18 protein-coding genes are annotated in these 22911 nt (G+C 71.9%); 6 read left to right on the top strand and 12 right to left on the bottom strand.

The features are described from left to right. A partial coding sequence (locus tag QSK37_RS20795; RefSeq protein ID WP_432705581.1) for a transposase occupies window positions 1-248 on the bottom strand: 248 nt, incomplete at its 3' end. 155 nt (window positions 249-403) lie between these two features. On the opposite strand from QSK37_RS20795, the gene QSK37_RS20800 reads away from it, so the two are divergent. The 4 genes from QSK37_RS20800 (at window position 404) to QSK37_RS20815 (ending at window position 4179) form a co-directional block, all read left to right on the top strand. Beyond that, window positions 404-577, top strand: a complete 174-nt coding sequence (locus QSK37_RS20800) for a hypothetical protein (RefSeq protein WP_285623577.1) — start codon at window positions 404-406, stop codon at window positions 575-577. A 99-nt stretch (window positions 578-676) separates the two neighbouring features. Further along, entirely contained in the window at window positions 677-874 is a 198-nt protein-coding gene (locus QSK37_RS20805; RefSeq protein WP_285623578.1) for a hypothetical protein, read from the top strand. 435 nt (window positions 875-1309) lie between these two features. Next, window positions 1310-2695 (top strand): discoidin domain-containing protein, encoded by a 1386-nt coding sequence (locus tag QSK37_RS20810; protein ID WP_285623581.1) that lies wholly within the window; start codon window positions 1310-1312, stop codon window positions 2693-2695. Window positions 2696-2799: 104 nt separating this feature from the next. Further along, the gene (locus QSK37_RS20815; protein ID WP_285623583.1) at window positions 2800-4179 is read left to right on the top strand and encodes a discoidin domain-containing protein; all 1380 of its coding nucleotides are present in this window, start codon (window positions 2800-2802) and stop codon (window positions 4177-4179) included. Between the two features lie 51 nt (window positions 4180-4230). Here the strand turns inward: QSK37_RS20815 and htpG are convergent, their stop codons facing one another. From htpG to QSK37_RS20835, 4 genes are all read right to left on the bottom strand, one after another. Beyond that, a complete protein-coding gene (htpG, locus tag QSK37_RS20820) occupies window positions 4231-6162 on the bottom strand; it encodes a molecular chaperone HtpG (RefSeq protein WP_285623586.1) in 1932 nt (643 codons plus the stop codon). Window positions 6163-6271: 109 nt separating this feature from the next. Then, on the bottom strand, window positions 6272-8296 hold the full coding sequence (locus tag QSK37_RS20825; RefSeq protein WP_285623588.1) for a xanthine dehydrogenase family protein molybdopterin-binding subunit: 2025 nt from the start codon (window positions 8294-8296) through the stop codon (window positions 6272-6274). After that, a complete protein-coding gene (locus QSK37_RS20830; protein ID WP_285623590.1) occupies window positions 8293-9267 on the bottom strand; it encodes an FAD binding domain-containing protein in 975 nt (324 codons plus the stop codon). Before QSK37_RS20830 ends, QSK37_RS20825 begins: the two co-directional genes overlap by 4 nt. Continuing rightward, window positions 9264-9764 carry a (2Fe-2S)-binding protein gene (locus QSK37_RS20835; RefSeq protein WP_285623592.1) on the bottom strand — a complete coding sequence of 167 codons (501 nt, stop codon included), beginning with the start codon at window positions 9762-9764 and terminating at the stop codon, window positions 9264-9266. The genes QSK37_RS20830 and QSK37_RS20835 overlap by 4 nt, the downstream gene beginning before the upstream one ends. 218 nt (window positions 9765-9982) lie before the next feature. On the opposite strand from QSK37_RS20835, the gene QSK37_RS20840 reads away from it, so the two are divergent. Then, entirely contained in the window at window positions 9983-11158 is a 1176-nt protein-coding gene (locus QSK37_RS20840) for an oxalate decarboxylase family bicupin (protein WP_285623594.1), read from the top strand. A gap of 46 nt (window positions 11159-11204) precedes the next feature. Here QSK37_RS20840 and modA read toward each other — a convergent pair whose 3' ends face one another. From modA to QSK37_RS20860, 4 genes are all read right to left on the bottom strand, one after another. Next, window positions 11205-11984, bottom strand: a complete 780-nt coding sequence (gene modA, locus QSK37_RS20845) for a molybdate ABC transporter substrate-binding protein (protein ID WP_285624936.1) — start codon at window positions 11982-11984, stop codon at window positions 11205-11207. Between the two features lie 1055 nt (window positions 11985-13039). Next, window positions 13040-13249 (bottom strand): TOBE domain-containing protein, encoded by a 210-nt coding sequence (locus QSK37_RS20850; RefSeq protein ID WP_285623600.1) that lies wholly within the window; start codon window positions 13247-13249, stop codon window positions 13040-13042. A gap of 1361 nt (window positions 13250-14610) precedes the next feature. After that, complete coding sequence (locus QSK37_RS20855) at window positions 14611-14961, bottom strand: hypothetical protein (protein WP_285623602.1); 351 nt, start codon at window positions 14959-14961, stop codon at window positions 14611-14613. Between the two features lie 56 nt (window positions 14962-15017). Then, window positions 15018-16103 (bottom strand): nitronate monooxygenase, encoded by a 1086-nt coding sequence (locus QSK37_RS20860; protein WP_349497977.1) that lies wholly within the window; start codon window positions 16101-16103, stop codon window positions 15018-15020. 170 nt (window positions 16104-16273) lie between these two features. On the opposite strand from QSK37_RS20860, the gene QSK37_RS20865 reads away from it, so the two are divergent. Next, a complete protein-coding gene (locus tag QSK37_RS20865; RefSeq protein WP_285623605.1) occupies window positions 16274-17143 on the top strand; it encodes an LLM class flavin-dependent oxidoreductase in 870 nt (289 codons plus the stop codon). Window positions 17144-17168: 25 nt separating this feature from the next. Here QSK37_RS20865 and QSK37_RS20870 read toward each other — a convergent pair whose 3' ends face one another. From QSK37_RS20870 to QSK37_RS20880, 3 genes are all read right to left on the bottom strand, one after another. After that, entirely contained in the window at window positions 17169-19127 is a 1959-nt protein-coding gene (locus tag QSK37_RS20870; protein ID WP_285623607.1) for an ABC transporter ATP-binding protein, read from the bottom strand. 86 nt (window positions 19128-19213) lie between these two features. Next, window positions 19214-20677: an MFS transporter gene (locus QSK37_RS20875; RefSeq protein WP_285576205.1), complete on the bottom strand. Its 1464-nt coding sequence runs from the start codon at window positions 20675-20677 to the stop codon at window positions 19214-19216. A gap of 93 nt (window positions 20678-20770) precedes the next feature. Then, on the bottom strand, window positions 20771-22714 hold the full coding sequence (locus QSK37_RS20880; protein ID WP_285623610.1) for a hypothetical protein: 1944 nt from the start codon (window positions 22712-22714) through the stop codon (window positions 20771-20773). Window positions 22715-22911: the final 197 nt, after the last annotated feature.

A 22911-nucleotide genomic window follows, 5' to 3' on the forward strand; every position in this document is an offset into this window, starting at 1 on the left:
GTGGCCAGCCGACGCCGCACCCCAATGAAATCCCAGGTCGAAGAGCTCATGAACTGCTGCAACCGCTGATGATCCACACCAAGGCGCTCCGCCATCGGCTGCATCGACTTACGCTGCCCGTCCAGCAGCAAACCCCGCACATACAGCCCACCCGTGGCGCGCTGATCCGACCGCGGCAATCCCGCGAACACCTCAGCCGCGAACTCCTCCAACCGCGACCGGACCGCGGTGATCTCCCCAGACCTCACACACGATCATCGCCACCAAGATCACAAACGTAACAAAGCACTACTAGAGCCTGTCTCGAAGCCCCGCTGTCCTACTGCGGCGGCGGACGGGGGACTTCGAGACAGACCCTGGCGCCTGGTCGTCGGCGAGAGTGGCGCGAAGGCGGGCGAGGGGCGTGGTCCGACGGGGTCGCGTGGCCCACGACCAGGGCGGGCGGGCCCGGCTCTGGAGTGCGGCGGTGGCCGCCGAGCCCCGCCGGCGCGAGGCCGCACCGGGCGGCGCGTGCGCCCACCGTACGGCCTCGGTCAGCCGGCGGCACGCCCAGCGGGAACTGGTGTCCCGCGTCTGAAGAAGCCGGCCGAAAAGGAGGGTTGGATCGTCCAGCACATCCTGGTTCGCTCGCGTACGTGGGACCCCGGCGGAAACCGCGGGTTCCACGCTGGCCGGCATGGCCGGCACGCCGGCGTTTCCCGACAGCTACGACATGATCCCTAAGCCGGCCGACCAGGACACGGCGACCTGGGAGGTCGTGATCACGGGTTTCGCCGGTTTCCTTCACGGGCGGCTTCCGGCCGCCTTCGGGGCGGAGCGTCATACGTCACCCGCCGGCCTCCTGCCCATGGTGAAGACGCGGCCCGACTTCTGATCCCGGGACGAGACGAGGCTCCTGGTAATCCGGGGTGGGGCCCGTATCGCGCGAGCGCGAGCGCGGTCGACTGGAGCGTGAGGGCACGGGCCTGTCGGCCCGCGCAGGTGATCATGGGCCGGAGTCTCCGCCGCCAGAAATATTTCCGTGGCGTTTCGGCGGAGTAATGGGGTGTGGAACAACAAATACCCTGGCCAGGGCATATGTCCGGCGACAGGGCGAGTGAGTTCTCGCTGGCCGTTACCCAAACGTTATGACTTGACTCTCTTGACGGGAGCCGGAAAGACGGCCACCGTCTGCCGTGAGAGCGCTCTCAGCAGCACCCCGAACCCGCCCGGACGATCCGGCGAGCTCATCCGCCGAATCGCGGCTCCGGCGGCCGCCACCGCCGGAGCCGCGCGTCTCACCTCCCTACCCCAGAAAGGGAGACGCCACGTGCGACCTACCCTCCGCCCCCCGGCGCGCCGTCGCGCGCCCGCCCACCTCATGGCGATCGCGTCCGCCGCGATCATGCTTCTCGTCGGCTCCCTCGTGGCCGGCGCCCCGTTCACGGCCGGCGCCCAGGCGCTGTCCGGCGGCACTCCGAAGGCCGCCGCGTGCGGCGGGAGCAACGTCGCGCTGAACCGGCCGGCGACCGCCTCCTCCACGGAGAACTCCGGTACCCCCGCGTCGGCCGCCGTGGACGGCAACACCGGAACCCGCTGGTCCAGCGCCTTCAGCGACCCGCAGTGGCTCCAGGTGGACCTCGGCTCCTCCCAGCAGATCTGCCAGGTCACGCTCAACTGGGAGACGGCCTACGCCAAGGCCTTCCAGATCCAGGTCTCCGACAACGCGTCCACCTGGACCACCGTCTACAGCACCACGACCGGCACCGGCGGCACCCAGACGCTGAGCGTCAGCGGCACCGGCCGGTACATCCGGATGTACGGCACCACGCGCAGCACCCAGTACGGCTACTCGCTGTGGGAGTTCGCGGTCTACTCCGGGAGCACCACGACGCCGCCGCCGGACTCGTTCTGGGGCGACACCAGTGGCATCCCGGCCGCGCACAACGTCCTCGAGCTGAAGATCCTCAACCGGACGAACGGCCACTACCCCGACAGCCAGGTCTACTGGAGCTTCAACGGGCAGACGCACTCGATCGCCGAGCAGCCCTACTTCGACATGCCCGCCAACTCCGCGGGCCGGATGTACTTCTACCTCGGCTCACCGGACAGCCAGTACCGGGACTTCATCGAGTTCACCGTCGGGCCGGACGTCTTCAACGGCAACACGACACGCGTCGACGGGTTCGGCCTGAAGCTGGCGCTGCGGCTGCACGCCCACGACGGGTACGACACGCAGGTCGGCGAGGACCAGGCGACGTTCGCCGAGGACCGGTCGGCGACGTTCCAGCGGTTCCAGAACGAGGTCCCGACCGAGTTCAAGCACCTCGCGACGGTACAGGCCCCGTACTACATCCCGGCGCCCGGCAGCGACAGCGCGTTCCGGACGGGCGGGCAGTACGCGAACTACTTCACGAGTTACGCCCAGGCGAACGGCGTGAACGAACCCACGTCCAACGTCTTCGGATGCGCGGGCTCGCTCGCCGGCAACCCGAACATGTGCGCCGCGCTCAACCGGCACGTCGCCGGGCAGTCGCAGCAGTCGGACCCGAGCCAGTACTACAAGGCCGCGCCGGCCAACTACTACGCCAAGTTCTGGCACGACCACGCGATCAACCACCTGGCCTACGGCTTCCCCTACGACGACGTCGCCGGCCAGTCCTCGTTCATCTCCCACGGCGACCCGCAGTACCTCCTCGTCGCCGTCGGCTGGTGAACCACTCGAACCACGCCTGAGAGCTCCATCGCCCCATCGACCGTCACCCTCGCCACAGGGGGCCGTACGGGTGGGTCTGTACGGCCCCCGCAAAGGAGCACATCGTGTTGTTCGACCGGCAAGACAGGCACCTCCGCGCCTCGTGGGCGCACCGGCTCAAGGTGGGAGCCGGCGCCCTCATCCTCGCCGTCGGCGTGTTCACGCCCGCCACCGTCGCCGCGAGCGCGCCCGCCGGGGCGGCTCCCGTGCGGCCCGCCGCGGTGCCGGCCCCGCCCGCCGGGTTCACCACCACGTGGAGCGACGACTTCACCGGCGCGGCCGGCACCGGCCTGAACACCGGCACGTGGAAGTACGACACCGGTCCCGGCAGCGGTTTCGGCACCGGTGAGATCGAGACGATGACCAACAGCACCGCGAACGTCTACCAGGACGGCGCGGGACATCTCGTCCTCAAGGCGCTCCACTCGGGCTCGGACCCGCGCGCCGGCTGGACCTCCGGGCGGGTCGAGACGCAGGCCGCGACTTTCGGCGCGCCCGCCGGCGGCGTCGTCATGATGCAGGCGTCGATCCAGCAGCCCAACGTGACCACCGCCAACGGGGCCGGCTACTGGCCGGCGTTCTGGATGCTCGGCTCGACGCTGCGCAGCGGCACGCCGTGGCCGACCTCCGGGGAGGTCGACATCCTGGAGGACATCAACGGCCGCAGCTCGGTGTTCGGCACCCTGCACTGCGGCACGAACCCCGGCGGGCCCTGCAACGAGTCCACCGGCATCGGCAGCGGCGAGCACGCCTGCCCGGGCTGCCAGACCGGCTACCACACCTACGCCGTGCAGATCGACCGGTCGGTCTCGCCGGAGCAGATCCGCTGGTACCTCGACGGCACCAACTACTTCACGCTGGCCGCCAACCGCGTGGACGCCACCACCTGGGCGAACGCCGTCGATCACCCGTTCTTCATCATCTTCGACCTGGCGATGGGCGGCGGGTTCCCCGACGCGTTCGGCGGCGGGCCCAACTCCTCGACCGTGTCCGGCGCCTCGCTCAACATCGACTACGTCGCGGTCTACAACAAGGCGCCGGGCGGCGGCGGTGGCACGGGGACGAACCTGTCGCAGGGGCACTCGACGACCGCCTCGTCCACCGAGGCGCCCGGCACCGCCGCGGCCAACGCCACGGACGGCGACACGGGTTCCCGCTGGTCCAGCGCGTTCAGCGACCCGCAGTGGCTTCAGGTGGACCTCGGCGCGGTGCATCAGCTCAGCCACGTCGTGCTGAACTGGGAGGCCGCCTACGGCAAGGCGTTCCAGCTCCAGACGTCCAGTGACGGCACGAACTGGACGACGGTCTACTCGACGACCAGCGGCACCGGGGGAGTGCAGGACCTGAGCGTCTCCGGCTCGGGCCGGTACGTGCGGATGTACGGCACGCAGCGCGGCACGCCGTACGGCTACTCGCTGTGGGAGTTCCAGGTCTTCGGGACCTGACAGGGGGAGCGGGTGGGCCGGGACACCGTCGGGCGCCCCGGCCCACGCCGGTCACTCCTCGCCCGAGCCCCCGTCGGCGTCCGCGTTCTCGGCGTCCGCCTCGGTGCCGTCCGCGAGCGTCATGAGCAGGTCGTTGAGCCGCTCGACGAACTCCGCCGGGTCCTCGATGCGGGCGCCGAGCGTCAGCACCGACTGGCTGTAGAGGACGTGCGCCCAGTCGCTGAGGCGCTGTTCGTTGCCCTCCCGGTCGAGCCGGCGTACGAGGGGGTGCTCGGGGTTGATCTCCAGGATCGGCCGGCTCGGCATCCCCGAACCCTGCATGCGGCGCATGAGGTTCAGCTCGAGGTCCGGCTCGTCCGCGACGATGCAGGCCGGCGAGGTGGTGAGGCGGTTGGTGGTGCGCACGTCGGCCACCTTGTCGCCGAGGGCCTTCTTCACCCGCTCGATCAGGCCGCTGAGCTCGGTGCCGGCCTTCTCACCCGCCTCCTTCTCGGCCTCGTCCTCCATCGCGCCGAGGTCGGAGACGCCCTGGGCGACCGACTGGAGCCGCTTGCCCTCGAAGTCGGGCAGGCTCGTCACCAGCCAGTTGTCGATGGCCTGACCCAGCAGCAGCACCTCGATGCCCTTCTTGCGGAAGATCTCCAGGTGCGGGCTGCTCTTGGCCGCGGCGGGCGTCGGGGCGATCAGGTAGTAGATCTTGTCCTGGCCCTCCTTCATTCGCGCGACGTAGTCGCTGAGGGAGGTGTCGGGCTCGTCGGTCGCGGACTTCGTCGTCGTGAACCGCAGCAGTTTGGCGATCTCGTCGCGGTTGGAGAAGTCCTCGGCCACGCCCTCCTTCAGGACGTCGCCGAACTCGCGCCAGAACCTGGCGTACTTCTCCGGCTCCTTCTCGGCCAGGTCCTTCAGCAGCCGCAGGACCTTCTTGACCGCGCTGGAGCGGATGTTGTCGACCACCCGGCTGCTCTGGAGGATCTCGCGGGAGACGTTGAGCGGCAGGTCGGCCGAGTCGATGACCCCGCGGACGAACCGCAGGTAGTTCGGCATCAGCTGGCCCGTGTCGTCCATGATGAACACCCGCTGGACGTGCAGCTTCACGCCGTGCCGGGCCTCGGGCATCCACAGGTCGAACGGCGCGGTCGCCGGGATGAACAGCAGCAGGGTGTACTCGTAGGTGCCCTCCATCTTGCTGTGCAGATGGGCGAGCGGGTCGGCGAAGTCGTGCGCGACGTGCTTGTAGAACTCGTTGTAGTCGGCGTCGTCGATCTCGCTCTTCGGGCGCGCCCACAGCGCGGAGCCGCGGTTGACCACGGTGTCCTCGCCGGCGTCGTCGCCGCCGTCCTGCGGCATCACGATCGGCAGGCTGATGTGGTCGGAGTACTTCTGGATGATCGTGAGCAGCCGGTGGTGGTTCAGCAGGTCGTCCTCGCCCTCACGCAGGTGCAGGACGAGTTCGGTGCCGCGCCGTGGCCGCTCGACGGTCTCCAGGGCGTACTCCCCGCGGCCGTCGGACTCCCAGCGCACACCCTCCTCGGCGGACAGCCCGGCGCGGCGGGTGGTCAGCGTCACCCGGTCGGCCACGATGAAGGAGGAGTAGAAGCCGACGCCGAACTGGCCGATGAGCGTCGCGTCCTTGCGCTGGTCACCGGTCAGCGCCTGGAAGAACTCCCGGGTGCCGGACTTGGCGATGGTGCCGATGTTGTCCATCACCTCCTGCCGGCTCATGCCGATGCCGTTGTCGGTGATGGTGATCGTGCGCGCGTCCTTGTCGAAGGCGACATGGATCCGCAGCTCTTCCTCGTCCTCGTCGAGGCCGGGCTCGGTCAGCTGCGCGAACCGCAACCGGTCGATCGCGTCGGATGCGTTGGAGATCAGCTCCCGCAGGAAGATCTCCTTGTTGCTGTACAGCGAGTGGATCATCAGGTCGAGAAGCTGGACGACCTCGGCCTGAAAACTGAACCTCTCCTGCTGCGTCGGCGCGCTCATTGGGGTACTCCTGCTCCCTGCGTCAACTCGTCTCCGGCCCGCGCGACCGGCCGCGCGGCACCGTCCAAAGGCAAGGACTCAGCGTATCGAGATCGGACTCGTTCCCGCGTCAGCCGACCAGTTTCGGCGGGGTGATCGGAAGGTCGCGCACGCGCCGTCCGGTGGCGTGGTGGACGGCGTTGGCGACGGCGGCGGCGGTGCCGACGATGCCGATCTCCCCGACGCCCTTGGCACCCATCGGGTTGAGGTGCGGATCCTCCTCCTCGATCCACACCGCGTCGATGTCCTGGACGTCGGCGCAGGCGGCCACGTGGTACTGCGCGAGGTCGTGGTTCAGGAAGCCGCCGTCCCGCTCGTCCACGATCGTCTGCTCCATCAGGGCCATGCCCATGCCCATCGTCATGCCGCCGACGAACTGCGACCGCGCGAGCTTCGGCTCGAGGATCCGCCCGGCGGCGAACACGCCGAGCAGCCGGGGCACGCGGACCTCGCCGGTGTCCAGGTCGACCCGTACCTCGGCGAACTGCGCGCCGAACGCGTGCCGGGAGAAGCCGGTGTCGCCCTCGACGTCCTCGGTGGTGTCGGCGGTGCCGCGCTCACCGTTCTTCAGCAGCGCCTCGCACGCCCGTACGACCGCCGACCCCCACGAGGCCGTCCCCATCGAACCGCCCGCGAGCGAGGCGCGCGGCAGGGCGCTGTCGCCGACCTCGACGCGCACGCGCTCGGGCGCGGTGCCCAGGGTCTCGGCCGCGATCCGCGTCAGCACCGTACGGGCGCCCGTGCCGATGTCGGCGGCGGCGATCCGGATGACGAAGTCGCCGTCCTCGACGGTCGCGTCGGCCGTGGACGCCATCCGCCGGGAGGGATAGGTGGAGGCGGCCACGCCCGTACCGATGAGCCACCGCCCGTCGAGCCGGATGCCGGGCCGGGGGTCGCGCCCCTCCCAACCGAACCGGCGGGCGCCCTCCCGCAGGCAGGCGACCAGGTTGCGGGAGCTGAACGGCAGGTCGTTCTCCGGGTCGACGTCGGGCTCGTTGCGTATCCGCAGCTCGATCGGGTCGATGCCGGCGGCGACCGCCAGTTCGTCCATGGCCGACTCCAGCGCGAACATCCCGGGACACTCGCCCGGCGCGCGCATCCACGACGGCGTGGGCACGTCGAGGCGCACGAGCCGGTGGGTCGTCCGGCGGTTCGGCGCCGCGTACATGACCCGCGTCGGGGCCGCGGTCTGCTCGGCGAACTCCATGAGCGTCGAGGACTGTTCGACGGCCTCGTGGCTGATCGCGGTCAGCCGACCCTCGGCGTCCGCGCCGAGCCGGACGCGCTGGATGGTGGGCGTACGGTAACCCGTGAGGTCGTACATCTGCTGCCGGGTCAGCGCCAGCTTCACCGGGCGCCCGGCGGCCCGCGCCGCGAGCGCCGCGAGGATGGCGTTCGGGCGCGTGGTGCCCTTGGACCCGAAGCCGCCTCCGACGTGCGGCGCGACCACCCGTACCCGCTCCGGCGGCAGGCCGAGCACCTCCGCGATCGTGTCGCGGTCGTCGGCGGCGCCCTGGGTCGAGTCGTACAGCGTCAGGTCGCCGTTCTCCTCCCAGACGGCCATCGTGGCGTGCGGTTCCATCGGGTTGTTGTGCAATGTGGGCGTCGTGTAGGTCGCGTCGACGGTGACCGCCGCCTCGGCGAACCCGGCCTCGACGTCGCCCCGCCGGGTCTCGGCCGGCATCCCCGGGTTGACCTTCTCCGGGGTGTAGAGACCGGGATGGTCCGCCCGCAGCAGCACGTCGTGCGGCTCGGCGTCGTAGCCGATCCGCACCCCGTGTTCGGCCGCCTCCCGTGCCGTCTCCGGCGCGCGCGCGACGACCGCCGCGACGAGCTGCCCGCGGTAGGCCACCTGGTCGCTCTGGAACAGCGCGAGCTCGGCGTCCTCCCGCGAGCCGAGCGCGGGCGGCTCCGCGCAGGACAGCACGGCCAGCACCCCCGGTGTCGCGAGGGCGTCGGTGGCGTCGACCGAGAGGATCCGCCCGCGGGTCACCGCCGCCTGGACGGGGTGGACGTACGCGACGTCCTCGGCCGGGTACTCGAACGCGTACCGCGCCCGGCCGGTGACCTTGTCGCGTCCCTCGACGCGGTTCACGGGATCAGCTCCTGGAGGGTCCGGACGATCAGGTTGCGGGCGAGCGGCACCTTGTAGGCGTTCCGTGGCAGCGGCCGGGCCTCGGCCAGCTCGGCCTCGGCGGCCCGGACGAACTCCTCTTCGGTCGCCGGTGCGCCCCGCAGCGCCGCCTCGGCGCGTTCGGCCCGCCACGGCACGTGGGCGACGCCGCCGAGCGCGATCCGGCAGTCGCGTACGGTGTCACTCGCCTCGTCGACGTCCAGCACCGCGGCGACCGAGACGAGAGCGAAGGCGAACGACGCGCGCTCACGCACCTTCCGGTAGTGGGAGCGGCCCGGAGGCGGCGGAGGCAGCGTGATCGCCGTGATCAGCTCGCCGGGCGTCAGGACGGTGTCGCGTTCCGGCTCGGCGCCGGGGAGCCGGTGCAGGCCCGGGATCGGCACGACCCGGTCGCTGGCGGGGCCGGTGACGTGCACCTGCGCGCCGAGCGCGGCGAGCGCCACCGCCATGTCGGACGGATGGGTCGCCACGCACTGCTCGGAGTGCCCGAGGATCGCCAGGTTCTCGTGGTCGCCGGGGATCGCCGGGCACCCCGAGGCGGGCCGGCGCTTGTTGCACGGCCGCGAGACGTCCTGGAAGTACGGGCAGCGGGTGCGCTGCAGCAGGTTGCCGGCGGTCGTCGCCATGTTGCGCACCTGGCCGGAGGCGCCGCTGAGCACGGCCCGGGCCAGCATCGGATAGCGCTCACGGACCGCCGGATGCGCGGCCAGGTCGCTGTTGCGCACGGCGGCGCCGATGCGCAGCCCGTCGCCGTCGGCGTCGATCGTGTCGTACGGCAGGCGCGTGACGTCGACGAGAAAGTCCGGCCGGGCGACGCCGAGCCGCATCAGGTCGACGAGGTTGGTGCCGCCGCCGAGGTACATCGTGCCGGGCCGGAACCGTTCCAGGGCCTCCCGCGCGTCGGCGGCGCGTGCGTACTCGAAGAGCTTCACCGGGCCGCCTCCTGGATCGCGGCGACGATGTTGACGTACGCGCCGCAGCGGCACAGGTTGCCGCTCATGCGCTCCCGGATCTCCTCCGGTGTCAGCGGTGGATCGTCGGTGAGGTCGGCGGTGACCGCGCTCGGCCCGCGCTCGGCGAGCATGCCGGCGGCCGAGCAGAGCTGGCCGGGCGTGCAGTAGCCGCACTGGAAGGCGTCCCGCTCGACGAAGGCGGTCTGGAGGGGATGGGGCTCGTCGCCGTCCGCGGCACCGCCGAGTCCCTCGACGGTGGTGACCTCCGACCCGTCGCAGGCGACCGCGAGCGCGAGACACGCGTTGGCCCGCCGCCCGTCGAGCAGCACGGTGCAGGCGCCGCACTGCCCGTGGTCGCACCCCTTCTTCGTACCGGTCAGCCCCAGACGCTCACGGAGCAGGTCGAGCAACGAGGTGCGGGGATCGACGTCGAGTTCCCGTACCGATCCGTTGACTCGCAGTGTCATCTCCGCCATGGGCGGCGGCCTACCCGCGCCCCGGCGCACTAACCACCAAGGCGATGGGGGTGATCGGAAAGATTCGGGCTCCGCGGTGGTCCGCCGCGACGCGCCGCCCGCGTCTTTGCCCAATGCTGGTTCGGCGCGTGACCGGCTTTCCTGGCATCGGGGTATTTCGGGCTTATGCGGCTATCCGCCCCCAAGTGACCGTCTCGCGGACCAGGGAAAGGACTCGGATGAGACTGAAGCGACGCCCGGCCGACCGCGCTCCGCAGGCCGTACCGCAACCGCAGCGCGACGGGCAGGGCGGCCTCGACACCGGTCCGCGCAACATCGAGCTGGACCGGCAGAACCCGGACCTGCTCACGCCGCCGCCGACCGACCACGGCACCCTGCCGAACCTGAAGTTCTCCTTCTCCATGGCGCACACCCGCATCGAGAACGGGGGATGGACCCGTGAGGTCACCCAGCGCGAGCTGCCGGTCGCCACCACGCTCGCCGGCGTCGACATGAAGCTCAACCCCGGCGCGTACCGCGAACTGCACTGGCACAAGGAGTCCGAGTGGGCGTACGTGCTGGAGGGGAGCTGCCGGATCGGCGCGGTCGACCAGGCCGGACGCGGGTTCCTCGACGACGTCGAGCAGGGCGACCTGTGGTTCTTCCCGAAGGGCATCCCGCACTACATCCAGGCGCTGGACGAGGGCGTGGAGTTCCTGCTCGTCTTCGACGACGGGGCGTTCTCGGAGAACTCCACGTTCATGCTGAGCGACTTCTTCGCGCACACGCCCAAGAGCGTGCTCGCCAAGAACCTCGGCTGGACGCCCGAGCAGCTGGCGAAGATGCCGGAGCGGGAGAAGTACATCTTCGACGGGCAGGTGCCGCCGCCGCTGGACGACGCCGCGCGGATCATCAGCCCGAGCGGCGACGTGCCCCGGACGTTCAAGCACCGGATGCACACGCAGCCGCCGATGCGCTTCGACGGAGGCACCGTACGGATCACCGACGCGACGAACTTCGCGGCGACCACGATCGCGGCGGCCCTCGTGGAGCTCGAACCCGGCGCGCTCCGCGAACTCCACTGGCACCCGACCGACGACGAGTGGCAGTACTACATCTCCGGGTTCGGGCGGATGGGAGTGTTCGCCGGCTCGGGCCTGGCCCGTACGTTCGACTTCCAGGCCGGCGACGTCGGATACGTCCCGTTCGCGTACGGGCACTACGTCGAGAACCTCGGCGACGAGCCGCTGGTGTTCCTGGAGATGTTCCGCAACCCGAGGTTCGAGGACATCTCCGCGAACCAGTGGATGGCCAACCTGCCCGCGCGGGTCACGGCCGACACGCTCAACGTCCCGCCGTCCCTCGTTCAGGCGCTTCCGAAGGACAAGCGCAGCGTCCTGCCCGCCGTCCGTTAGGGGAGGGCGGGGGCCCGCTCCGGAGGGCCCCCGCCGCGCTCACGGGTCAGGGACTCTCGAACCCTGCCTGCTGAAGGACGGACTTGCCCTGGCCGGACAGGATGAGCTGGACGAACTCCTTGGCGAGCGCCGGCTGCGGCGCCTTGGCCAGCGTGGCGATCGGGTAGTCGTTGATCGCCTGGGCCGCCTCGGGAAAGTCGATGCCCGTGACCTTGCCGCCCGCGGACTTCACGTCGGTGCGGTAGACGAGAGCCGCGTCGGCCTCGTTGAGCTGAACCTTGGTGAGCGCGGCCTTGACATCCTGCTCCTGCGACACCGGCTTGACCTTCAACTCGGCCGCCGCGAGGGCCTTGAGCGCGGCGGCGCCGCACGGCACCTCAGGCGCGCACTCGACGACCTTGAGCTTGGGGTTGGTCAGGTCCTTGAGCGCCTTGACCTTGCCGGGGTTGCTGGGCGGCACCGCGATCTCCAGCCGGTTACGGACGAAGGTCGTCGGCGCGCCGGCGGCGTCCTTGGCGTCGGTCACGGTCTTCATGGTGGCCGGGCTCGCGGCGGCGAACACGTCGGCCGGGGCGCCCTGCGTGATCTGCTGCGCCAGGGTGGAGCTGCCGCCGAAGTTGAACTTCACCTTCACGCCCGGGTGGGCCGCCTCGAAGGTCTTGCCCAGGGAGGTGAACGTCTCGGTCAGCGACGCGGCGGCGAACACGAAGAGCGTCTTGCCTTTGGACGAGTCGTCGCCGGTGCTCCCGCATCCGGCCGCCAGCGTCAGACTCGTCCCGAGCGCGGCGGCGAGCAGCACCCGGACGCTGCGGGGCAGACGTTCGATCACCTTGGTCTCCTCGTGCAGTCGGGGGGCTGGGACCCTGTGAGGGCGCTCGGACCACGTGTCACCGTGACCGTCCCGTCGCCCCACCGTACTATCGCATATTCCACCCCTGACGCGCCCAGGGCGGCGCATATGCCACACAGGGGGGCTTCTCGCACCTGCTTCTGCCTACGCTGCCTTGGCCGGGGATGAGCAGAGTGACCTTTCGCCCGCCGGTCTCTTCAGGCGGGGACCGGCCAGCGTCGGAGATCCGCACCGTTTCGGGCAGGGGTGGGTTGGGGGGTGAGTGGGGTACGGCGCGGCGTCCTAGGTCAGCCCGGTTCTCACCGGCGCATTCCTAGTCAATGTGGATCGGCGTGGCCCTTCGTCCGCCGGGCCGCGGGCGGCGATCGGCCGGCGCGGCGTCTGAGGTCCGCATGGTTTTCGGCCGGGGGCGGTGTGGACGCGAGAGGCGGCCGGTTCTCACCGGCGCATTCCCAGTCAATGGGGGCCGCACGACCTCTCGCCTGTCGGGCCCCGGCGGGGGACCGGCCAGCGCCGTGTCCGAGGTCCGTACGGTTTCCAGCCGGGGCGGGGAGGGGTGGGCGGTGCGGCGGCCAGTTCTCACCGGCCGTTCCCGGTCAATGGGTGTCAGCATGACCTTTCGCCTGTCGGACCCCAGGCGGGGGGCCGGCCAGCGCCGTGTCCGAGGTCCGTACGGCTTCCAGCCGGGGCGGGGAGGGGTGGGCGGTGCGGCGGCCAGTTCTCACCGGCCGTTCCCGGTCAATGGGTGTCAGCATGACCTTCCGCCTGTCGGACCCCAGGCGGGGAACGACCAGCGCCGTGTCCGAGGAGCCGGGGTCCCCTTTGATGAGGGGCCACAGCAACGTCCTCCGCCTGTGCGGTCCTCTGCCGGGGAGACGGCGTCTTCCGCCCGCCTGGCTCAACGGCTCTCAGCCGAGGGTCCCGGCGGCTCTCAGCCGAGGGAGTCGGCGTGACGTCCTCCGCCGGCGCGGGTCTCCGTCGAGGATGGCCGGCGTCAGGTGTGCCTCTCGTTCGCGTTCCGTCCGCGGTTCTCAGTCGGGAACGGCCAGGATGACGTCCGAGGCCTTGATCATGGCGACGACCTCCCGACCCTCGGACAGTCCCAGCTCCCGCGCCGCCTCAACCGTGATGGACGCGACCATGCGCACGCCGCTCGCGTCCAGCTCCACATTGGCCGTCGCCTCGCCCTCCGTGACGCGAGTGACTGTGGCCCGAACCTGGTTACGCGCGCTCAGCCGCATCATGACTCCTCCGATCACATGTCTGACCTGCAAAAACGTTCCCCCTGGACGGCGCACTCATACCGAACGCCCCGCCGGCACGGCGACATCGAGACGGCGCGGGAACGAGCGGGAAGCGGTGCGGAGTCGGTAGTCACCTCCACCCAGACGGCCGTATGGCGACGGCCGGCGCACTGGGGCAGCGGCCCTCGACCTTGATGGGTGATACGCGCCCTGCAGTGCCGGCGAGGCGACGCGAGGTTGGGTGACAGGCGATGTGGAGTCGGCGGTCCTCCGGGCGGCGGCCATCGACCTTGATGGGTGATATGCGCCCTGCAGTGCCGGCGAGGCGACGCGAGGTTGGGTGACAGGCGATCTGGAGGCGTCGGTCCTCCGGGCAGCGGCATCTCACGACGGCCGAGGTGACGGTGTCGTGGCGACCGCCGAAGTGGTGGCGGCCGCCGTGACGGAGCGAGCATCGCCCGTGACAGGCCGGCCGCGGCTCTCGGCGGGCCGTGCCACGCCGTGCCGTGGCGGCGAGGGGCGGGAGGCGCTACGGGGTCGGTAGTCGTCTTTGACCAGACGGCCGTGTAGCGACGGCCGGCACAGCGGGAGAGCGGCCATCCTCCCTGACGGCCGGCCCTACGTGTGGTGCCGACGCGGCGACGTCGAGGCGAGCGGGACGGTGCGGTGTCTCGCGGCGCGGCGCGGCGCGGGGCGGCGAGGGGCGCGGGGCGGTCGTCGTCTCCGGCCGGGCAACCGCGTGACGACGGCGGCGGGAGGCCCCGACGGACCGGCTGCCGCTGTGGGGGGCGACGACGGGGACAGCCTCGGGCGGCCTCGCCTCCCGTCGGTCAGCCGGGCCGCAGGGCAGGGGAGAGGCGGCGGTCGTCGTCGCTCGCAGACCTTCCGTGCCGTTCGGGGGACTAGGGGCAGGGCGTTACCGATCGACCACGCCGCACCACGCCGTACCACGCCGTGCCGCGTCACCCCGTGCCGTGCCGTGCCGCGTCACCCTGTGCCGTGCCGCGCCGCGAGACGCTGCGCCGCGCTGCGCCGCGCCACGCCACGAGACGCCGCGCCGCGCCGTGCCGTGAGGCGCCGTGCCGAGAGACGCGGCGGCCCGGGGAGGCGGGCGTCATTATCCCTGGCCGGGCGTCTCTGGCCGGAAGGCCGTGCGGGTGCCATGCGCGCCGATGCAGTGCGTGCTGGTGCCGTGCGCGCCGATACCGCGCGCGGGACAAGGCGCCGAACGGCGGCCAGTCCGGTCTCACCGCGTCGAGGCGGACATAACGCCCGCCAACGGTGACCTCTTCGCCATCGAGCACCCCGCCCAAGAGCGTCACGGCCGGGAGCGCGACCTGGGGAAGCGGACGATGTGCCTAACCGGAGCGGCGGTTCGCGTGGGCGAAGGTCAAAGCCTCCTGGGCCAGCGCGGGCCAGTCGTGGCCGGAGTCGGGGGCCAGGCTCAGCCACTCGCGCATCGGTGTGCCCTTGTTCGCGTCGAAGTGCGTCCCCTCACCGGCGGCGACCAGCTCCCCGACCCGGGCGGCCGGTAGCTTCAGGACCAGGTGGCCGCGGACGAGCATCGCGAAGATCTTGCCGTGGAAGCGCAGCGCCGTGCGGCCGAAGCCGCGGCCCCCGTTCGGCGGGTCGACGCCGTGGATCGCGGTCATCTGGTCGACCAGGTCGGCATAGCGGTCTTCTGCCGCCCGCCCCTCCTCTCCGCTCACGCCCGTCAGCCTAATCCCCACCACCGACACTCCCCCCCGCTCCGTCCACAAGTCGATCACAGCTTCGACGCCAGCCGGGTGAGGACCTGGGCGGCCGGTTCGGCGGTCGCGTGCCGGTGGCCCGTGCCCGCCCACAGGTGGAGCACCTCCTGGTCGTTCGCTGCCGCCGCCGCCTTGCGCAGGGGGCTGGTCAGGTGGTGCACGGCGGGGTAGCCCGACGGCGCGCCGTCGCTGTACCGGTCGGTGAAGCGGTTGCGCAGCCCGCGGGCGGGACGGCCGGTGAACGCCCGGGTGACGACGGTACGGTCGCGCGCCGGGTCGGTCAGCGCCGCTCGGTGGGCGGCGGTGGCGCCGCTCTCGTCCGTTCGCAGCAGGACCGTGCCGACCATGGCCGCGACCGCGCCCGCCCGCAGCGTCCCGGCGACGTCGTCCGGTGTGGCGAGCCCGCCGGCCGCGACCAGTGGGACGTCCGTCACCGGCCGTACGCGGGCGACCAGTTCGGTGAGCGGGATCTCCGGCGGGAGGCGCTCCGGCGTGAGCGTGCCCGAGTGCGCGCCCGCCGCCGAGCACTGGACGATGAGCAGCCCGGCTCCCGCCTCCTCGGCCAGCCGGGCCTCCTCGGCGGACGTGACCGTCTGGGCGATGAGGCTGCCGGCGGCGCGCAGGGCCGCGATCACGGCCGGTTCCGGCACCCCGAACGTGAAGCTCACCACCGGAACGGGATCGGCGAGCAGCAGGTCGATCTTGTCCTTCCAGTGGTCGTCGTCCTCGACCGGTTCGCCGGCGGTCAGATCCAGCCCGTACGGCTCGGCCTCGGCCTGGATCGCCCGCGCGTACCGGCGGTACGCCTCGGCGTCCACGGGCACCGGGTTGGGCGCGAACACGTTGACGCCGAACGGCACGCCCTCGGCACGTACGGCGGCGATCTGCCCGGCCAGTGCCTCGGGCGTCTTGTAACCGGCGGCGAGGAAGCCCAGGCCGCCCGCTCGCGCGGCCGCCGTGACCAGCGCGGGCGTGCCGGCGCCTCCGGCCATCGGCGCCGCGAGCACGGAGGAGGTCAGGCCGAGATCGGACAGTGGCGAACCCATTTCTCTCCTCGTCTCATCGCGGTCGGCGGACGGATCGGCGTCGTCCGCTGCCATCAGTCTCCACCGTGCGGCACGCGGACCGGCGCCCGCGTACGGACCGTCCCGGGCTCACCGAAGGATCATCGCTTTCCGTACGCGCGGCGGGTCGGCGAGGATGGCCCCGTGACCGGGCTCGGCGAGAAAGAGGCGCGGTCTCTCTTGTCACTTCCCGGCGAAGGAGAGTCATGACCGTTCTCGGCGCGGTGAGCCTGCCCCAGCTGCCACCCGAACGACTACGCGACCTCGCCCGCGCGGCCGACGACGCGGGACTGGAGGAACTCTGGCTCTGGGAGGACTGTTTCTGGGGGAGCGGCGTCGCCACCGCCTCCGCCGTGCTCGGCTGGACCGGCCGGCTCCGCGTCGGCGTCGGGCTGCTGCCCGTGCCGCTGCGCAACGTCGCTCTGGCGGCGATGGAGATCGCGGCGCTGCACCGGCTGTTCCCCGGGCGCGCGACGGTCGGCGTCGGCCACGGCGTTCAGGACTGGATGGCGCAGGTCGGCGCGCAGGTCGAGTCGCCCGTGACGCTCCTGCGTGAGCACCTCACCGTGCTGCGCGCGCTGCTCGACGGCGAGGAGGTCACCGTCGACGGGCGTTACGTCCGCCTCGACGCGGTCAAGCTGGACTGGCCGCCCTCGACGCCGTCGCCGATCCTCGCGGGCGCGACCGGTCCGCGCTCGCTCCGCCTGTGCGGCGAGGCGGCCGACGGCACCATCCTCACCGGGGGTACGACGACGGACGAGGTACGCGCGGCCCGCCGGCTCGTGGACGAGGGACGGGCGGCGGCCGGCCGCGTCGACCCGCATCCGGTGGTCGTCTATCTCCTCGCCGCCACCGGCCCGGACGCGGCCGGGCGGGTGGCCGCCCAGCTGCGTCGCGAGGGCCGCGACCCCGTGGCCGGCGGCGTCGCCGGTGACGCGCGTACGGTCGCCGACGCCGTCCGGCGGTGGGCGGACGCCGGCGCCACCACCGTGGTTCTGCAGCCGACCGGCGACGAGCCCGATCCGGAGGCCTTCGTACGGTTCGTCGCCCAGGAGGTGCGGCCGCTCGTCCCCTGACCGCGACGCGGCCGGCAGGGACCGCTCACGCCTGCGGAACGGCCTCACCCGACGCGGACTCGTACGCGGACGCCTGCAACAGGTACAGGTCGCGGTACGCGCCCTCGCGCGCCATGAGTTCGTCGTGGGTGCCGCTGGCGGTGATCGTGCCGTGTTCGAGGACGTGGATGACGTCGGCGTCGCGGATGTTGGCCAGCCGGTGGGTGATCAGGACGACCGTACGGCCGCGCATGTGGCGGCGGATCGCCTCGAAGAGCGTGTGCTCGGCCCGCGCGTCCAGGTTCGAGGACGGCTCGTCGCAAATGATCAACGGCGCGTCGCGGTAGAAGCCGCGGGAGACGGCGACACGCTGCCACTGGCCGCCGGACAGCTCGTGGGAGTCCTTGAACCGGCGATCCAGCATCGTGTCCCAGCCGTGGGGCAGCCCGGCGACGACCTCGTCGGTGCCGGCGGAGACGGCGGCGCGGTCGAGGCGCCCGGCCTCGTCCTCGTCGCCCAGCACGACATTGGCGCGCGCGGTCATCGGCCAGTGGGCGTGGTCCTGCGCGATGACCGCGACCCGTGAGCGTACGGCCTCGGGGTCGGCGTCCGCGAGGTCCGCGCCGTCCCAGCGGATGCGGCCCGACCCGGGCGTGTACAGGTGGGCGAGCAGCTTGGCCAGCGTGCTCTTGCCCGAGCCGTTCTCCCCGACCAGCGCCATGATCTGTCCGGCGGGCAGGGTGAGGGACACGTCCCGCAGGGCGGGCTCATCGGCCCCGGGATAGGTGAACGACACGTTCTCCACGGTGATCGCGGTGAATCCGTCGGGGACCTCGGCGGTGGGCGGCGGTGGCAGGTGGGTGCGCGCGGTCGCGAGGAACGTCGTGTAGTCGGTGAGGTACAGGCCCTGCTCGTAGCAGTCGTTCACCGCGTGGATCAGCTGGGACAGGGCCGCCCGGCTCGTACGGATGGCCAGGACGGCGGTGCCGGCGACGGCGAGGGGCAGCCACGCGGCGGCCAGCAGCAGCCCGAGCGCGAGGTAGACCAGCCCGCTGGCCAGCCCGGATCCGGCGTCCCCGGCGAGGCGGGTGGTGACGTTCTTGCGCGCCAGGCGGAGCTGGGCGTCACGGTAGATCCCGGCCACGCGCCGGTACTGGGCGAGCAGCAGGTCCTGGAGGGTGTACGAGCGCAGGTCGGCGGCGTAGCGGCGGTTGCTGAGCAGGTCGCCGAGGATCACCGAGTGGTAGCGGGGCCCGACGGTCTCCACCATCATCAGGTACCGCGAGCGCGCGACGCGGATCGCCGCCCACGCTTCGGGCAGCGCGGTGACGAGCAATAGAGGCAGCAACACCGGATGCAGCGCGGTGATGGCGATCGCGGCGGCCACGAAGGAGGTCAGGCCGGTGACGATGTCGATCGTGGCGGACACCACCTGCTGCGCCGCCGAGGCGCCCGGTCCCTCGGCGCGCATGAGCGCCTCGTAGAACTCCGAGTCGTCATAGCTGGCCAGGTCGATGCGGCTCGTCACCTCGTACAGCTCGACCTCGGCCCGCTGCTGGACCCGCGGCGTCAGCCGGGACTGCGCCCACCCGGCGGCGGCCGACAGCAGCGACCGCAGGACCGCCGCGCCGCCCACGAGGAGCAGGGACGGCAGCGCCGCCCGTACCCGGTCCGGCGTCGGGCCCGCGGCGAGCAGCGCGTCGAGCACACCGGTCGTGGCGAGCAGCCCGAGCGCCGTGAAGACGCCCGACAGCAGGTTCAGCGTGATCGTGGTGATCGTGTCGGCGGGCCCGGCGCGCCAGGCCAGGTGCAGCGCCCGGCCGACCAGCGCGGGCAGCCGGCGGGCGACGGCGGTGAACCGCGCGGTCGCGGCCGCCTCGGCGTGGTCGTACCAGCGGAGGGTCGCCACCGCCGGCAGGACGTCGTCCTCGCCGGTGGTGTCGGGAGCCTCGTCCTGCTCCCCGTCGTCGTCTCGTGCGGTGTCGGCCGATGGCGTTCCGTCCATCCCACCCCCAGGCTCCGCCCTTCATGATGGGCGCACCCGGAGCGGGCCGCTGTGTCACCTGGCACGGTCGGGGAGACGGACGGCCGCTACCGGCCGGCGCTCACCGCGGGCTGCTCGGCGGAGAGCGGAGCGGCGATGTCCTCCAGCGAACGCCCGGCGGCCTCCACGCCGAGGACCAGCTCCACGATGCCGGCGAGGATCATCAGGCCCGCGCCCAGCAGGTAACCGCCGGCGACCGTACCGGTGTGGCCGGTGTCGACGAGCTTGCCGAACAGCAGCGGGCCGATGATGCCGCCGAGCGCGGTGCCCACGGCGTAGAACGCGGCGATGGCCATCGCGCGGGTCTCCATCGGGAAGATCTCCGAGACGGTCAGGTACGCGGAGCTGGCGCCGGCCGAGGCGAAGAAGAACACCACGACCCAGCAGACGGTGAGCGTCACGGCCGACAGGTGGCCGCCGCGGAACAGCATCGCGGTGCCGATCAGCAGCACGCCCGACAGGATGTACGTGCCGGAGATCATCACCTTGCGGCCCAGCCGGTCGAACAGGCGGCCGAGCACGAACGCGCCGCCGAAGTTGCCGAGGCCGATCGGGATCAGGTACCAGCCGGCGTGGTCGTCGGGCGTCTTGAAGAACTTCGACAGGACCAGCGCGTACGTGAAGAACACCGCGTTGTACAGGAAGGCCTGGCCGACGAAGAGCGACAGCCCGAGGACGGTGCGCCGGGGGTAGCGGCTCACCGCGGTGCGGGCGATCTCGCCGAAGCCGACCGTGTGCCGCTGACGGATTGTGATCTTCTCGTCCACCTCGTCGAGCGGCCGGCCGGTCTCGTCGGCGACCTCCCGTTCGATGCCGCGGACGACCTCCTCGGCCTCGCGGTCCCGGCCGTGGATGAACAGCCAACGTGGGCTCTCCGGGACGATCCGCCGGACGAAGAGGATGCCGATGCCGAGAATGGCGCCGAGGGCGAACAGCAGCCGCCAGCCGAGGTTCTCCGGCAGCACCGACGCGTTGAGCACCGGCACCGACAGCAGCGCCGCGAAGGTCGTGCCCAGCCAGAACGACCCGTTCACCACGACGTCGACGGTGCCGCGCAGCCGCGCGGGGATCAGCTCGTCGATGGCGGAGTTGACCGCCGCGTACTCGCCGCCGATTCCCATGCCGGTGACGATCCGGCACAGGTAGAACCAGAGTGGGGAGAAGGAGAACGCGGTCGCCACGGTCGCGAGCAGGTAGACCGCGAGCGTGACGAGGAAGAGCTTCTTGCGCCCGAACCGGTCGGTGAGGTACCCGAAGACGAGCGCTCCGGCGCAGGCGCCCGCCACGTACAGCGCCGCGCCCAGGCCGACCTGCGAGTCGCTCAGCCCCAGCCCGCCGCCCTTGGAGGTCAGCCGTGGGCCGATGACCCCGACCACGTTCACCTCGAGGCCGTCGAGGATCCACACGGTGCCCAGGCCGACCAAGATGAGCCAGTGCCAGCGCGCCCAGGGCAGCCGGTCGAGCCGCGCGGGCACATTCGTCTCGATCGTTCTCAGACCATCGGCGCCCATGCGGCCTCCCTGCTCCCTCGCCGTCGATCGGAACCGACGAGGTGAATACCCTCCCCTCCATTCGCAAACGTGCATACCGGGGCCAAGCGCCCCCTAGCGGGGACGGTCCGGCTCCTCGCGGTCGGGTTCCTCGGCCCGGGTGTCCTCCGGTTCGTGCGTCTCGCTCGCCGGGCGTCCCGTGTCATCCGCCGGTGGCGCGGGCGGCGGGGGACGGTGGCCGGGCGGAGGCCGGTAGCCGCCGGGGCCGGCCGGCGGACCGTAAGGACCGGCGGGCGCGGGTGGCGGTGGACCGTACGGGCCGGCCGGCGGACCGTACGCCCCGGGTGGGGGACCGTACGGACCGGGCGGCGGGGGACCGTACCCGGGAGCGGGCCACGGGGCGCGCGCCTGGGGGAGCGGCCCGCCGGGCGTGTCCGCCTCGGCCTCGCCGGCCGGACCGGTGGTGATGACCAGCCGGTCGAGGTAGAAGATCTGCAGTACTCCGAGGGCGAGGAAGAGCACGATCACCAGGACGAGCGGCGTCGCCACGCCGAGCGCCGGACGGCCCGCGAAACCGCCCAGTTGCCTCAGCACCAGGAGGGGCGCGGTCTGGTCGTCGAGCCGGCTGGCCACGGCGCTCGGCCACAGCACACCTTGCGTGCCGAACAGCACGGTCACGCCGCCCATGAGCGCGGCGAGCGGCAGCGCGGGCACCACCACCTGCGGGAAGAAGCCCGCCCCGCCCGCGCGCCACCGCGCCGCGCGGCTGCGGCAGAACAGCGTGAGCACGAGCAGCGACGGCACGCTCAGCAGGATCGGCGGCACTAGGCCGATGAAGCGGTTGAGCAGGTGGAGATGCCGGGCGTTGTCGAAGTCGGCGACGCTCAGCGGCGTGACGCCGACGAACAGCCACGGCGCGAACGCCAGCAGGAGCCACTCGCTGTGGCGGCCGAGCGGGCGCAGGCCGCCGATGCCGAGGGCGGCCAGGAACGCCGTGCCGACCGAGATGATCGCGCCCAGCACCGGCGGCACCCACGTGTTGAGCAGGAGGCGCGCGGTGGACGGCCCCAGCGGAACGGAGCGCCCGGACGAGAAGAGGGCCGACAGCCACGGCCAGGAGCAGACGACCCCGACGATCACGACGACGACCAGGGCCAGGGCGCCGATCACCAGGCGGCCTCCGGCGTCCGGCCGCTTCGGCGCGGCGGCGTCGTCGCCCGGCCCGAGATCGATCCGCAGCCCGGTCCGTACGGCGACGAAGGTGGCGGCGACGCCGAGCACGCCGAGCATCAGCCCGGTCAGGGTCGCGACGGCCGCGCCCCTGCCGAAGTCGAAGTAGAAGTACGAAACGCGGTACTGCAGCGCCGCGAGCGTCGTCCGCGGACTCATCGTCTGGCTCACGGTCAACACCTGGAGCGCCACCGCCACGCCCGCCAGAACGACGATCGAGCCGACCGCGACCAGCGCCGGGGTGACCGGGCGGCCCCGCGCACGGCCGCGCAGGAGCGGCAGGAAGACGAGCAGCGCCAGCCCGCACAGCAGGCCGAACATCGCCGCCCCGGTGATGAGCTGAAGAGTGGGCGACCACCCGTGCGCGGTCGGCACCCGGCCGAACACGGTCGCGATGCCGCCGTCACGCTGCCCGAGGACCCACCCGGCGGCGATCGCGACCGGAGAGAACGTCACGAGCGGCAGGGACAGCAGCACCCGGCCGACGCGACGCGGCCACGTGCCGGCCCGATCGAGCGCCGCGGCGAGCGCGGTCCCGACCACCAGCAGGATCAGCAGCGGGACCACGGCGAACGACAGCGAGAAGGCCAGGGCCTCCCAGAAGGCGCTCTCCTTCAGGAGGTGGGTGTAGTTGCGCAGCCCGGCGGAGTGCGTGGTGCCCACGACACCGCCCCGCTGGAAACTCCGCACGACGGTCTGCGCGCTCGGCACGACGAGCGTGATCAGCCCGGTCAGCGCGGCCGGAATGATGAGGAGCAGACCCAGGCCGCGACCCGCGGTCGCACCGCCGGGTCGGGCGCCCGGAAGTGCCGGAGAGAGAGCGGTCATCGGCCCTCCTCCGTCGGAGAGATGCCACAGGGGACCGTGTCTTCGATTTCCTCGCTGCGTTCGGTCATGGACGCTCCGCGGGTGCCGATTCTCGCTGCCGACCCGGTGATCGGCCAACCCGACCGTAGCGTCGCGCGATGTCGGTTGTCCCCTGGGCGCGTGTCCGGATATGGCACCGTTTCCCGTCGACGTACCCG

It is taken from the genome of Actinoallomurus iriomotensis (assembly GCF_030269445.1).
Classification (GTDB): Bacteria; Actinomycetota; Actinomycetes; order Streptosporangiales; family Streptosporangiaceae; genus Actinoallomurus; species Actinoallomurus iriomotensis.